This is a genomic window from Streptomyces sp. P5F9 (assembly GCF_057961495.1).
Map to the genome: position 1 here is coordinate 1 of NZ_JBXVPZ010000312.1, position 11,693 is coordinate 11,693.

General features: G+C 71.4%; 12 protein-coding genes. 3 read left to right on the forward strand and 9 right to left on the reverse strand.

Annotated elements, in window-relative coordinates; translation table 11 throughout:
* Positions 1-125: 125 nt before the first annotated feature.
* On the reverse strand, positions 126-1,580 hold the full coding sequence (locus AC31A1_RS35535) for an MFS transporter (protein ID WP_489657270.1): 1,455 nt from the start codon (positions 1,578-1,580) through the stop codon (positions 126-128).
* 102 nt (positions 1,581-1,682) lie between these two features.
* On the opposite strand from AC31A1_RS35535, the gene AC31A1_RS35540 reads away from it, so the two are divergent.
* Complete coding sequence (locus AC31A1_RS35540) at positions 1,683-2,072, forward strand: winged helix-turn-helix transcriptional regulator (RefSeq protein WP_489657271.1); 390 nt, start codon at positions 1,683-1,685, stop codon at positions 2,070-2,072.
* Between the two features lie 7 nt (positions 2,073-2,079).
* Here the strand turns inward: AC31A1_RS35540 and AC31A1_RS35545 are convergent, their stop codons facing one another.
* The 5 genes from AC31A1_RS35545 to AC31A1_RS35565 all read right to left on the reverse strand — a co-directional run bounded on the left by AC31A1_RS35545 (position 2,080) and on the right by AC31A1_RS35565 (position 5,657).
* Positions 2,080-2,502: an acyl-CoA thioesterase gene (locus AC31A1_RS35545; RefSeq protein WP_352177655.1), complete on the reverse strand. Its 423-nt coding sequence runs from the start codon at positions 2,500-2,502 to the stop codon at positions 2,080-2,082.
* A 75-nt stretch (positions 2,503-2,577) separates the two neighbouring features.
* Complete coding sequence (locus AC31A1_RS35550) at positions 2,578-3,204, reverse strand: hypothetical protein (protein WP_489657272.1); 627 nt, start codon at positions 3,202-3,204, stop codon at positions 2,578-2,580.
* Between the two features lie 59 nt (positions 3,205-3,263).
* On the reverse strand, positions 3,264-3,863 hold the full coding sequence (locus AC31A1_RS35555) for a histidine phosphatase family protein (protein ID WP_489657273.1): 600 nt from the start codon (positions 3,861-3,863) through the stop codon (positions 3,264-3,266).
* 3 nt (positions 3,864-3,866) lie between these two features.
* Positions 3,867-4,400, reverse strand: a complete 534-nt coding sequence (locus tag AC31A1_RS35560) for an HAD domain-containing protein (protein ID WP_489657274.1) — start codon at positions 4,398-4,400, stop codon at positions 3,867-3,869.
* Between the two features lie 48 nt (positions 4,401-4,448).
* Entirely contained in the window at positions 4,449-5,657 is a 1,209-nt protein-coding gene (locus AC31A1_RS35565) for a pyridoxal phosphate-dependent aminotransferase (RefSeq protein ID WP_489657275.1), read from the reverse strand.
* 88 nt (positions 5,658-5,745) lie between these two features.
* Between AC31A1_RS35565 and AC31A1_RS35570 the strand changes: the two genes are divergently transcribed.
* Positions 5,746-6,375 carry a winged helix-turn-helix transcriptional regulator gene (locus AC31A1_RS35570; RefSeq protein WP_489657276.1) on the forward strand — a complete coding sequence of 210 codons (630 nt, stop codon included), beginning with the start codon at positions 5,746-5,748 and terminating at the stop codon, positions 6,373-6,375.
* Between the two features lie 62 nt (positions 6,376-6,437).
* Here AC31A1_RS35570 and AC31A1_RS35575 read toward each other — a convergent pair whose 3' ends face one another.
* Genes AC31A1_RS35575 through AC31A1_RS35585 form a run of 3 tightly spaced genes read right to left on the reverse strand, consistent with a single transcriptional unit; the run spans position 6,438 to position 10,036 of the window.
* Positions 6,438-7,247, reverse strand: coding sequence for a hypothetical protein (locus tag AC31A1_RS35575; RefSeq protein WP_489657277.1), 810 nt, complete (start codon positions 7,245-7,247; stop codon positions 6,438-6,440).
* Positions 7,247-8,512 (reverse strand): VWA domain-containing protein, encoded by a 1,266-nt coding sequence (locus AC31A1_RS35580; RefSeq protein WP_489657278.1) that lies wholly within the window; start codon positions 8,510-8,512, stop codon positions 7,247-7,249. Before AC31A1_RS35580 ends, AC31A1_RS35575 begins: the two co-directional genes overlap by 1 nt.
* 9 nt (positions 8,513-8,521) lie before the next feature.
* On the reverse strand, positions 8,522-10,036 hold the full coding sequence (locus AC31A1_RS35585) for an IucA/IucC family protein (RefSeq protein ID WP_489657279.1): 1,515 nt from the start codon (positions 10,034-10,036) through the stop codon (positions 8,522-8,524).
* Between the two features lie 152 nt (positions 10,037-10,188).
* Here AC31A1_RS35585 and AC31A1_RS35590 point away from each other — a divergent pair, with 152 nt between their 5' ends.
* Complete coding sequence (locus AC31A1_RS35590) at positions 10,189-11,688, forward strand: IucA/IucC family protein (protein ID WP_489657280.1); 1,500 nt, start codon at positions 10,189-10,191, stop codon at positions 11,686-11,688.
* Positions 11,689-11,693: the final 5 nt, after the last annotated feature.

Here is an 11,693-nt window from a genome sequence, read left to right on the forward strand (position 1 = left end):
GAGTGGGGGTGGGGGTCGGGTCGGGGCATGTAGCGTGCTGGCGTGAGCGGTGGCGCAGGGCGGAGGCGCGGCGCACGCGGCCGTGGGGGCCGGCAGCTCAGCTCCCGCTCCCGACCTCGGGGATGTCAGCTCAGCTCCCGCTCCCTCCCCGCTCGCAGTACCGCCGCCGCCAGCACCAGAGCTGCCACCGCGATCAACGCCCCGGTCCGAAAAGCCAGTTGGTACCCCTCCGCCGTCGCCGGGATCAACTCCGCACCCCTGGCGAGCAGTCCGTCGGTCCGCGCCGCCGCCAGGGTCGACAGCACCGCCAGCCCCAGCGAACCACCCACCACCTGCGTGGTGTTGAAGAGCCCGGAGGCCAGTCCCGCGTCCTCCTCCCGCGCCCCCGACATGGCGAGCCCGGTCAGCGCGGGCATCGCGGCGGCGAACCCGGCGGCCAGCAGGAGGAGGGGCGGCAGTACGTCAGTGACGTAGGAGCCGTCGGCGGGGGCGCGGCCCAGCAGGGCCATTCCGGCGATGATGAGGACGAGCCCGGCCAGCAGTACCCGGTACGCGCCGAAGCGGCCGATGGTCCGTGCCGACAGGCCGAGCATCAGGACCCCGACCGCGACCGGCGCCGGTAGGAAGGCCGTACCGGTGAGCAACTCGCTGAAGCCCAGGACGCGTTGGACGTACAGCGCGCCGATGAACTGGAAGCCGAACATCGTGCCGATCATCAGGATCTGCACGGCGTTCGCCCCGGTCAGGAGACGGGAGCGGAACAGCCGGAGGCGGAGCAGCGGGCGCGCGGCCCGGGCCTGGTGGACGGTGAACGCCACGAAGAGGGCCAGGGCGAGGGCGGCCAGGAGGAGGGTGGCGGTCAGGGGGCGGTCGCCGGTGCCGATGATGACGTATACCGTGAGCATCAGTGCGCCGGTGACCAGCGCCGCTCCCGGATAGTCGGCGCCCTTGCCGAGCCCGGCGCCCTGTTCCGGGGCGAGGACGCGGACGGCCGCGAGCCACGCCACGATGCCGATCGGCAGGTTGATGAGGAAGATCCAGTGCCAGTTCAAGGCCTGGGTCAGGGCCCCGCCGAGAAAGGTGCCGAGTGCGCCGCCACCGGCGCCGACCGCGCTGAACACCGCGATGGCGCGGGCCTGTTCACGGGGTTCGGGGAAGAGGGCGACCAGCATCCCGAGGACCACCGCCGAGGCCATCGCCCCGCCGACGCCCTGCACGGCCCGGGCCGCGATCAGCATGCCCTGGCTCGTCGCGACCCCGCACAGCACGGACGCCGCGGTGAACACGGCGAGCCCCGCCGTGAACATCCGCTTGCGGCCCACCAGATCGCCCAACCGGCCGACGAGCAGGAGCAGTCCGCCGAACGGGATCAGATACGCGTTGACGACCCAGGCGAGCCCCGGCCCCGAGAAACCGAGGTCGCTCTGGATCGCCGGCATGGCGACGGTGACGATGTTGCCGTCCAGGATCGTCATCAGCGTCCCCGCGCACAGCACGACGAGGGACGCCCAGCGGGAGTACGTTCGGGGCGACGGACGCGTCCGTGATGTCTTCGACTCGGACCCGGTGAGTGCCGTCATGGCGGTCTGACCTCCGTGGGTATCCATAGGAACCGTAGGTGCACGACTTGTAACGGGGTACATCGTGAGGAACCATGGAGGTCGTCGTAAGGAGGCACTTGGATGTCCCAAGGGAACACCGGTGTTACCGTCCAGGTCGTGAACGCGCACGCCTGCCCGGTGCGTGAAGTTCTTGACAGGGTCTCCGGTAAGTGGAGCGTGCAGATCCTGGTGGCGGCGGCCCACGGACCCATCCGCTTCACCGAGTTGGAGCGGAGCATCGAGGGCATCAGCCGCCGCATGCTGACCCTCACCCTGCGCAACCTGGAGCGCGACGGACTCGTCACCCGCACCGTGCACCCGACGGTGCCACCGAAGGTCGAGTACGAACTCACCCCGGTGGCCCGGGAGTTGCACGAGACCCTGCTACGTCTGACGGACTGGGCGGAGCGCAACCGCGTCTACATCGCGGAGTCTCGTGCGGCCTACGACACCGAGCGCGAGCCGGAGTAGTCCCGGCTCAGAGCCCGAACAGGCCCGGATTCGTGGTCAACTTCCGGAAGAACTCCTGCGGTTGGGCGACCAGCCTGCGTTTCTGGAGGTCCAGCAGCCCGCCGGTCGACACGATCTCCGCGGAGACCGTGCCGTCCGCCTTGGTGATCGTCTGCAGCACGCGGAACGTCTTGCCCTCGCCCCACTCGAAGCCGCAGCTCACCGTCACCTCCTCGTCCACGCGCAGCTCGCGCAGATAGCGGATGGTGGTCTCCAGGACGACCGGCCCGATCCCCTGGGCGATCAACTCGGGCTGGCCCACCCCCGCGGCGGTCAGCGCCGACCAGCGGGCGTGCTCCGCGTACTGCAGATACACGCTCTGATTGAGGTGCCCCAGGCTGTCGGTCTCGTATCCGCGGACGGTCACCGGGACGGAAAACGGCTCGCTCACTGCGTTCCCTTCTCGCACTGACGGACGGTCTGCCCAACCGATCTTGGCACGCCCCTCAGGCCGGGTCGGGTCCGTTCACGTCCGTCGCGGTGAGGCAAGTAGATATCTCGCCCCGGAACGCGGTTCCTTGTGCTCGCTCACCTGCCAGCCCGCCCGCTCCAGCGTCCCCGCGCAGGCACGCAGCGTCTCCCCGTCCGGCTCGCGCACGGCGACCGCCTCCGGCTGCGGGGTCACACGCACCAGGTAGCCCTGCGCGTCCCGCCCGGCCGGCCGGTGCCCGGCGGCCTCCAGGGCCAGCGCGGCGGCCTGCACCAGATGCGTCCGCTCCCAGCCGCACGGCCGCTCCACGGAACCGTCCGGATTGGTCATCCGGCGCAGCTCCAGCAGCCCCTGCCAGGCGCTGTGGACCTCCCGGGTGCGGGCCGGACCGGAGTCCGGCACGTCCTCGCCGCCGATCCGGGCGGCGAACACCCCGGCGGTCGTGGGGGCTTCCGCGACGGGCTCGGCGACCTCTGGTTCGGACTCCCGTATGCGATGCCCCGCCGGCGTCAGAAAGTGGTCGTGCGGCGGACGCGGGTGCCGGAACGCCAGCCCCCGCTTCACCAGCGCGGCGAGCTGCGCCTCCGTACCCCGCAGCCGCCCGGTGACGGGATCGGCGGCGTCGATGACACGCCGTTGCGCGGCGGTCGGCGGTCGTGTCACGGCGTGCTCCTTCCCGTCCGGTGGACTGTTGGGACGCCCCCACGCGCCCTGTTCGAAGATTACGACGGGGGTCTGACATTCCAGGCGGCGATGACCGGCCGCCCGTGCTCCGTGCTCAGCCGGCCCAGCGTCCCGGTCGCGAGCTGGAACAACGCGCCCTTCGACGGCGCCAGCCCGAGCCACCGCGCGGTGAGCACCCGGAGGAAATGGCCGTGGGCCACCAGGACGACCACGCCCTCGGTGTTGGCGAGGGCCGCGTCCACCTCGGCCAGGGCGCGGTCGGCGCGCCGGCCCACCTGTTCCGGGGTCTCTCCGGGATGGTCCGGCGGTCCGGGCGCGACCCCGTCGGTGAACAGGAACCAGCCCGGCCGGGTGCGCTGGATCTCGGCGGTCGTGATGCCCTCGTAGCCGCCGTAGTCCCACTCCCGCAGATCGACGTCGATCCGTACGTCCGTCAGCCCGATCAGCTCGGCGGTCTCCCGGGCCCGCTGCATGGGGCTGACGAACGCGGCGCCGACCCGGTGCGAACGGATCAGCGGTACCAGACCGCGCGCCTCCTCCCGCCCCTTCGCGGTGAGCGGGACATCGGTCGAGCCGGTGTGCCGCCCCGACCGGGACCATTCGGTCTCTCCGTGCCGTACGAGGAAAAGATCGCCCATAGCTCACAGGCTATGGGCCCACCGCTCCAACGTCGCGAAATCGCTCTCCCGTAGGCCCCTGCGCGGGTCCACCTTGAGGAGGAGCGCCGGCCCGTCGTGGTGCGCCTCGACATGCCGTACGTCCAGGTCGGTGATCAGGTCGTCGACCCAGACGAAGGGGCGGCCGGCCGCCCAGGCCACGATCTGGTGGGTCTTCCAGTAGAGGCCGTCCGGGTCCTTGGCGAACAGGTCGGTGAACTCGATCACCGGCAGGTCGCCGGGGAACCCGACCGCCGGGGCGATCAGCTCGTTGGCCTGGTGCATCCAGGTGGTGGCCCAGGCGGGCTGGTACGGCAGCGCCAGTATGCGCTCGCCGTGCCCCGGGTGCAGGCGCACCCGCAGCCCGCGCCGCAGTCGCCGTGAGCCCGGTGGCTGCCGGGCCGACCAGTTCGTCGGCCACAGCCGGTGGGTGACATAGCCGCGGTGGCGCAGGAACCGGGCGCCGTACGGGTTGAGGGGGCCGTCGACGTCGAGGAGCAGCAGGGGGCGGTCGGTCATGGGGAGGGGTTACCCAGGGCGGTGCGCCGGTAGCTGTCCGCCTGGCCGCTACTGCCGATATCCGCCCAGGAAGCGCCCGATCCGGCCGATCGCCGCCTCCAGGTCGTCCGCGTACGGCAGCGTGAGGATGCGGAAGTGGTCGGGGGCCGGCCAGTTGAAGCCCGTGCCCTGGACCACCTGGATCTTCTCCCGGAGCAGCAGGTCCAGGACGAACTTCTCGTCGTCGTGGATCTTGTGCACCTTGGGGTCGAGCCGGGGGAACGCGTACAGGGCGCCCTTGGGCTTCACGCAGGAGACCCCCGGGATCTCGTTCAGCTTCTCCCACACCACGTTGCGCTGTTCGTGCAGTCGCCCGCCCGGGACGGTCAGGTCGCGGATGGACTGACGGCCGCCGAGCGCGGCCTGGATGGCGTACTGCGCGGGCGCGTTGGGGCACAGCCGCATGGAGGCCAGCATCGTCAGGCCCTCCAGGTAGTTCTTGGCGTGCTGCTTCGGGCCCGTGACCACCAGCCAGCCCGAGCGGAAGCCGGCCACCCGGTACGTCTTCGACAGGCCGCAGAAGGTGAGGACGACCAGGTCGGGGGCGAGCGCGGCGGCCGAGTGGTGCACGGCGTCGTCGTAGAGGATCTGGTCGTAGATCTCGTCGGCGAAGACCATCAGGCCGTGCCGGCGGGCGAGGTCGAGGATGCCCTCGACGATCTCCTTGGGGTAGACGGCGCCGGTGGGGTTGTTCGGGTTGATGATGACGACGGCCTTGGTGCGGTCGGTGATCTTCGCCGCCATGTCGTCCAAGTCGGGGTACCAGTCGGCCTGTTCGTCGCAGAGGTAGTGGACCGCCTTGCCGCCGGAGAGGGTCGTCACCGCCGTCCAGAGCGGGAAGTCCGGGGCGGGGATGAGGATTTCGTCGCCGTCCTCCAGCAGTGCCTGTACGGCCATGGAGACCAGCTCGGAGACGCCGTTGCCCAGGAACACGTCGTCCACGTCGACGTCGAGACCCAGCGTCTGGTAGCGCTGGGCGACCGCGCGGCGGGCGGAGAGGATGCCGCGTGAGTCCGTGTAGCCGTGGGCCTGGGGGAGCATCCGGATCATGTCCTGGATGATCTCCTCGGGCGCCTCGAAGCCGAAGAGCGCGGGGTTGCCGGTGTTCAGGCGCAGGACGCTGTGGCCCGCCTCCTCCAGTGCGTTGGCGTGCTCGATCACCGGACCGCGGATCTCGTAACAGACCTCGCTGAGCTTGCTCGACTGCCGGAACTCCATTGCGCCCTCGCCCCATCGGCTTCGTGTGTTGCTTGGTTTTACCAAGTGTGAGCTTGGAAAGTCCAACAACATGTCTAGACTGCGTCGCATGTCACCTCGCCGAAGCTACGACCAGTACAGTTCCGCGGCCCGGGCGCTCGACCTCGTCGGCGACCGCTGGACCCTGCTGATCGTCCGCGAACTCCTCGCAGGACCGCGCCGTTACACGGACCTGCACGCCGACCTGCCGGGTGTCAGCACGGACGTACTCGCCTCACGGCTCAAGGACATGGAGCGGGACGGGCTCACGACGCGACGGCGGCTGCCGCCTCCGGGAGCGGTCTACGTCTACGAACTCACCGGCCGGGGGCAGGAGTTGCTGCCCGTCCTCCAGGCCCTCGGTACCTGGGGTGCGCCGGAGCTGGGGGAGCGGCGGCCGACGGACGCGGTGCGTGCGCACTGGTTCGCGCTGCCGTTGCTGCGGGCCCTGGAGGGGGAAGGACTCGTCGAAGTCCGGCTGGAGGAGGGGGAGTTCCACGTGTATGCGGGGGCGGAGGAAGGCGGGCTCGTCTACGGCGAAGGGGCCGCTCCCCGGGAGCCCGATGCCCGTCTCGTGCTTGACGTCGACACGTGTACGGCCGTCGCGCAGGGGGAGTTGAGCCTTCCCGACGCGGTGCGTGCCGGACGTGTCGAGGTGAGCGGCGACGGCACGCTCGCGAAGGCACTGCGGGAGGCCTGAGAACAGGCCTGACACGACAGAAGGCCCGCTGTGGGCAGGCCTTCTGACGAGTGATCACGGAATTACATACCGGGCGGCGGAACCCGCCTCGGTCGCCCCGAACCCCGGGTCAGCGCATACCCGCCGATCCCCGCGAGCGCGGCCAGCACACCGCCCACGGCGGTCCACACCCAGCGGTCGGACCACCAGCCGGAGGACCAGCCGCCGTCGGGCTCGATGCTCGACAGCGCCGCCGACGTCGACGACGAACTGTCTTCATCAGAAGCCGACTTGGCCGCGATCCCCGGCGTCAGCGGCTGCGCCAGCGAACCGTCCACCGCCGCCGAACCGCCGATGTCCTTGGAGTCCACGCGGACCTCGGTGCTCACCGGGAGACCCAGGTCCGAGGACCGCAGATCCACGACCGTGAGCCGGACGTAGTACGTGCCCGGCAGCGGGTCGTTGGCCCAGGTCTCCGACCAGGCACGGACGGTACGCAGCGTGCACGCCAGGTCCAGGGAGGTCGCGTCCTGCGCGGCGGTGCGCGTCGCGGCCCCGTACTGGCAGGCCTGGCGGCGCCGCAGCCCGTCGTAGACGTCGAGCTGCCAGGTCTCGCCGGCGTGGGTGTCCGGCAGCTTCACCGTCGCCTTGACGGTGGGGCGTTGGCCGGCGTCCGCGGCGAACGACCAGTACAGGTAGTCGCCGGTGGAGCCGCTCGCCGTGGCCTGCTGGCCCTGGTCCAGCTCCGTCGCCGTACGGAAGGAGGTACCGGCCTGCGTGGGCGCCGAACTGTCGCCGGAGGGGCTCGCGGAGGGCGAGGAGTCCGCCGCGGCCGGTGCCGCCGCCAGTCCCGCCATGAGCAGGGCCGTGCCCAACACACGTGTGATCCGCATCAGTTGGTCCTCCAGACCGCGAGACGCCAGCGTGACAGCCAGCCCCAGAGCAGACCCGCCACGAAGCCGGTCAGCACGAGGGCGCCGAGCAGCCACCAGCCGCGGCCGAGGCCGAAGGAGGCCACGTCGCTCGCCCGGCCGGGTCCGTCCACGACGTCCACGGTGAGTTCGAGGGGCAGACCGGGGGTGGTCTTCACCCCGGTGGCCGCCGAGAAGGAGTTGGTGATCTGGAGACACACGGTCTCCGCCGGGGCGTTGTCGTCGTCGCTCTCCGCCTTCGGGTAGCGCAGCCCGGTGGAGATGACGTCCGTACGGCCGTTGCCGGTGCCCTCACCGCGTACGATCTCGCGGCCGTGCACGGTGACCGCCCGCAGCAACACCCCGTAGTCCGGGTTGACTTCACGGTCGGCACCCACGCTCACCGAAGCACGCAGCTCCTGGCCCGGGTCGACGTCCACGCGGTAGAAGCGCTGCTTGCCGAACTCCTCGCGGTCCGTGTACAGACCGGACTTGAGGGTCGGGGCGCTGGAGCACTGGGCGGTGCCCTCGGTGGCGACCGGGGTCACCACCGGATCGGCGGCACGGTCCACCAACTGGCCCACGCGGTCGGAGAGTTCCTCCTTGTGCTGCACGGAGGTGTACGTGCCGCCGGTCGCGTCCGCGATGCAGCTGAGCTGGTCGCGGGTCTTGGCGTCCGGCACCAGACCCAGCGTGTCGATGGTCAGGCCGATGCCCTTGGCCGCGATCTCGCGGGCCACCTCGCACGGGTCCAGCGGCTGGCAGGTGTCCTCGCCGTCGCTGATCAGGACGATACGGCGGGTGCCGTCACCGCCGTCGAGGTCGTCCGCCGCCTTCAGCAGCGCGGGACCGATCGGCGTCCAGCCGGTGGGCTGGAGCGTCGCGACCGCGGCCTTGGCCTCGGTGCGGTTCAGGGAGCCCACCGGGTACAGCTGCGCGGTGTCCTTGCAGCCCGTCTTGCGGTCGTTGCCGTGGTAGTTGGCGCCCAACGTGCGGATGCCGAGCTGCACTTCCTCGGGTGTCGCGTCGAGCACCTCGTTGAACGCCTGCTTCGCCGCTGCCATACGCGAGCCGCCGTCCATGTCCTTGGCGCTCATGGAACCGCTGACGTCCAGCACGAGTTCGACCTTGGGGGAGGCCGCGGAGTCCGTCTCGTCGGCGACCGCTCCGGCGGGGAAGGCGACCCCGGCCGTGAGGGTGGCGAGCAGGGCACAGATCCCCGCCGCCAGCCGTTGTCTTGTGATCATCGCCGGATCCTATTGATCAGATGGACCCGGCTCCAAAACGAGCGGGTTCGGCAGCCCGGTCCACTGGTCCCCGGGCAGCTCCGGCGACAGCCGCATCAGCGTCAACGCCTTGCTCGGCAAAGGCTGTTCGAGCAGCGTGCGCAGGTCCGGCGTGCGCGGCAGATCCGGTACGACGGCCGCCAGCGCCGCCCTGAGCGCCGTACCGGAACCCGCCGCACCCGCGAGCGCTCCCGCCACGAGAGATCCGAACAGCTTGCGGCGCAGGGTGAGTTCGTCGTCGGTGACGATGCGTCCGCTCAGGTCCGGTACCGGAATCCCCTGCTCGGCAAGGCGCTTGGGGCTGACCCGGATGTCGGCGAGATCGCGGTAGACCAGGCGCAGGGGGGCACCCGTGCGGGACAGCACCACCAGCAGGTTCTGACCGTGCGCCTCAAGGGCCACACCGGACTCCAGCAGCCGCAGACAGACCACGAGGGCGAGACGCGTGAACTCGGCCAGCCAGGCGGGCGATCGGGGCAGGCCGGTGACCGCGAGGGCGGCCACCGGAAGAACCCGCTCGCCCGCTTCCGTGTCCGCGTACGTCTGCGGCGACTCACGCAACACGGCGGCGAGATCCGGTGAGTCGGCCGTGGCCGCGCCCAGTGTGCGGGTGACGTGCAACAGGCCGTCCGAGCGCGCCGCCAGTGTCTCCCCGAACGCCGACAGCGTCGCCGACAGCCCGATCGAGTAGACCGAGATGTCCCGCACCGAGGAGGTCAGCCGGGCGCTCAGCGCGGTCTTGACGTGCGGTCCGTCCGACAGGGCGAGGGTCCGCAGGGACATCAGTGGATGCGCGTCGAGCGGAGCGTCGCCGGTCCGCTTCAGCACATGCGCCGCCTGCCACGGGTGCACCGGGATCAACAACCGTCCGGCGTCCCGCAGTTCGTCCGGCCACACCCCGGTCAGCAGGCACTCCTCCGCCCGCACCGGCACCGATCCGAGGGCCACCACGGGCCGGTGCTCGGGACCGTAGGCGAGCTGCTCGGCCACCGAGAAGCCGGGCCGGGAGCGGCAGTTGGGGTGGAAGGGATGTCCGTCGACGATCCGCTGCTCCCATTCCCAGTCGTGCGCCGGCCAATCCTCCGAGCGGGCGGGCTGGTTGGCCCGGGACAGTGCCAACGAGGCGACGCTGTGCCCGAGTTCGGCCGCGAGGGCGGTCCCGTGCGGCACGGCGAGATCCGTCATCAGGCGCGCCGGATCGTCGTAGGCGATGTCGTCGAGGTGGACCGCGGTGACGTAGGCGTCGGTCGCGTACGGGTCCGCGCGCGGCCCGCGCAGCCGCCGGCCGTCGGAGAGCCGTAGGACGAGGCCCGGCGTCCGGCCGACGATCCACGGCAGCGGCTCGAAGGCCAGCGCGCGCCACAGCCGGGTGAGAACCGCCGCACGGGCGCCGGGCAGTTCGGCCGGGTACCGTTGCACGAGGTCGGGCCGTACGGCGGCGAGTTCCTCGGCGACCTCGGCCTCGGGAAGCGGGGGACGGTCCACGGTCGACTCCTCGGGTGCGGACGGGGCGTCATGATCGGTGACGACGAGAGACGGGGCGGGGAGAGGCGGAGCGGAGAGAGACGGGGGCGGCGGAACACTCTGCGACGAGAGACATACTGATCGCGATCGCAGGACACGGACTTAGGGAACGAATGGATCGCGTCGACTTCACACCCCCGGGCGACGACGTGGCGGAGCGCGCCGACGCGTACGCGGCCGCGCCCCTGCTCAACTGTCTGCTGCGGGAGGTGGCCCGGCCGCTCCCGGACCCGGGGGAGCGACACGTGTACCGGCTGCCCGGGAGCGGCCGGCTGCTGCGGGTGCGCGGCGAGCGGCGCCCCGCAGAGCCCGAGGTGCACGCGGACGGCGGCTGGCGGCGCGTCGACCACACCGAACTCGTGAAACTCGTCGCCGAGGAACTGACCCGGCACACCGGAGTCTCCAACCACGAACTGCCCGCCGAGATGACCGACAGCCGTGACGCGGTCGCCGCGCTGCTCACCGCGCGCGACCGGGCGACGGCGCCCGACGACCCGTATCTCCGCTCCGAACAGTCCTTGATCACCGGCCATCCCTACCATCCCGCGCCCAAGGCCCGCGGCGGCGGCCCCGTCGCGGGCTGGCTGCCCTACGCCCCGGAGGCGTACGCCCGTTTCCCGCTGGTGCTGCTCGGGCTGCGCGAGGACGCGGTCGTGGAGGAGGGGGATGTCTCGGCGCTGGACGCGCTCGGGGAGGCCCCGCCCGGGTACCGGCTGCTGCCCGCACACCCGTGGCAGCTCGACCTCGTCGGCGCAGGCCTCGCGGACCCCTTCACGGACGGGCGGCTGGTCCGGCTCGGCACGACGGCGACCGAGGCGTGGCCGACGGCGGCGATCCGCACCGTGTACAGCCCCGTCGAGGATCTGTTCCTGAAGTTCAGTCTCGATGTGCGCATCACCAATGACGTACGCCGACTGTGGCGCCACGACCTGCTGAAACTCCAGCGCACGGATACGGCCGTCCGGGATGCCTTCGTCGCGCTGGGCGGCCCGGCGGCCTGGCTCAGCGACCGCGGTTACCGCACCGCCGACTTCGCCTTCGAGGAACTCGCCGTCCTGGTCCGCGACGGCCTGCACGAGCACCTCCTGCCCGGGGCTACGCCCTTGCTCGCCGCGGGGTTGGTGGAGGGCTTCGAGGGCAGCCCGCTCGACGGCACGGGCGACCCGGGGGCCTGGTGGGAGGCGTATCTGCGGCAGGTCGTACCGCCCGCGCTGGCCGCCTTCGCCGACCACGGCGTCGTACTCGAAGCGCATCTGCAGAACACGCTCGTCGCCGTCGACGCCGACGGAACGCCCGCGCAGGCGCTGTTCCGGGACGCGGAGGGCGTGAAGCTGCTGACGGACGTGGACCGGGCCGCCGGGTGGGAGCGGCTGGTGTACTGCCTGGTCGTCAACAACCTCGTCGAGATCGCCGGGATCCTCGCCGAGCGCCACCTGAAGCTGGACCCCTGGCCGGCGGCCCGCGCCGAACTCGCCCGCCACGACCTCCCCGAGATCGCCGGCCTCCTCGCCTCACCCACCCTGCCCGGCAAGACGAACCTGCTGCTGCGCTGGACCGGGGCGGACGGCGCGGACGCCCGCTATCTGCCGTTGCGGAATCCGCTCGCGGGGTGAGGGGC

Coding starts and splice junctions, on each gene's coding strand:
- AC31A1_RS35535 (WP_489657270.1), bottom strand. CDS start 1,580: ATGACGGCACTCACCGGGTCCGAGTCGAAGACATCACGGACGCGTCCG.
- AC31A1_RS35540 (WP_489657271.1), top strand. CDS start 1,683: ATGTCCCAAGGGAACACCGGTGTTACCGTCCAGGTCGTGAACGCGCAC.
- AC31A1_RS35555 (WP_489657273.1), bottom strand. CDS start 3,863: ATGGGCGATCTTTTCCTCGTACGGCACGGAGAGACCGAATGGTCCCGG.
- AC31A1_RS35560 (WP_489657274.1), bottom strand. CDS start 4,400: ATGACCGACCGCCCCCTGCTGCTCCTCGACGTCGACGGCCCCCTCAAC.
- AC31A1_RS35565 (WP_489657275.1), bottom strand. CDS start 5,657: ATGGAGTTCCGGCAGTCGAGCAAGCTCAGCGAGGTCTGTTACGAGATC.
- AC31A1_RS35570 (WP_489657276.1), top strand. CDS start 5,746: ATGTCACCTCGCCGAAGCTACGACCAGTACAGTTCCGCGGCCCGGGCG.
- AC31A1_RS35575 (WP_489657277.1), bottom strand. CDS start 7,247: ATGCGGATCACACGTGTGTTGGGCACGGCCCTGCTCATGGCGGGACTG.
- AC31A1_RS35580 (WP_489657278.1), bottom strand. CDS start 8,512: ATGATCACAAGACAACGGCTGGCGGCGGGGATCTGTGCCCTGCTCGCC.
- AC31A1_RS35590 (WP_489657280.1), top strand. CDS start 10,189: ATGGATCGCGTCGACTTCACACCCCCGGGCGACGACGTGGCGGAGCGC.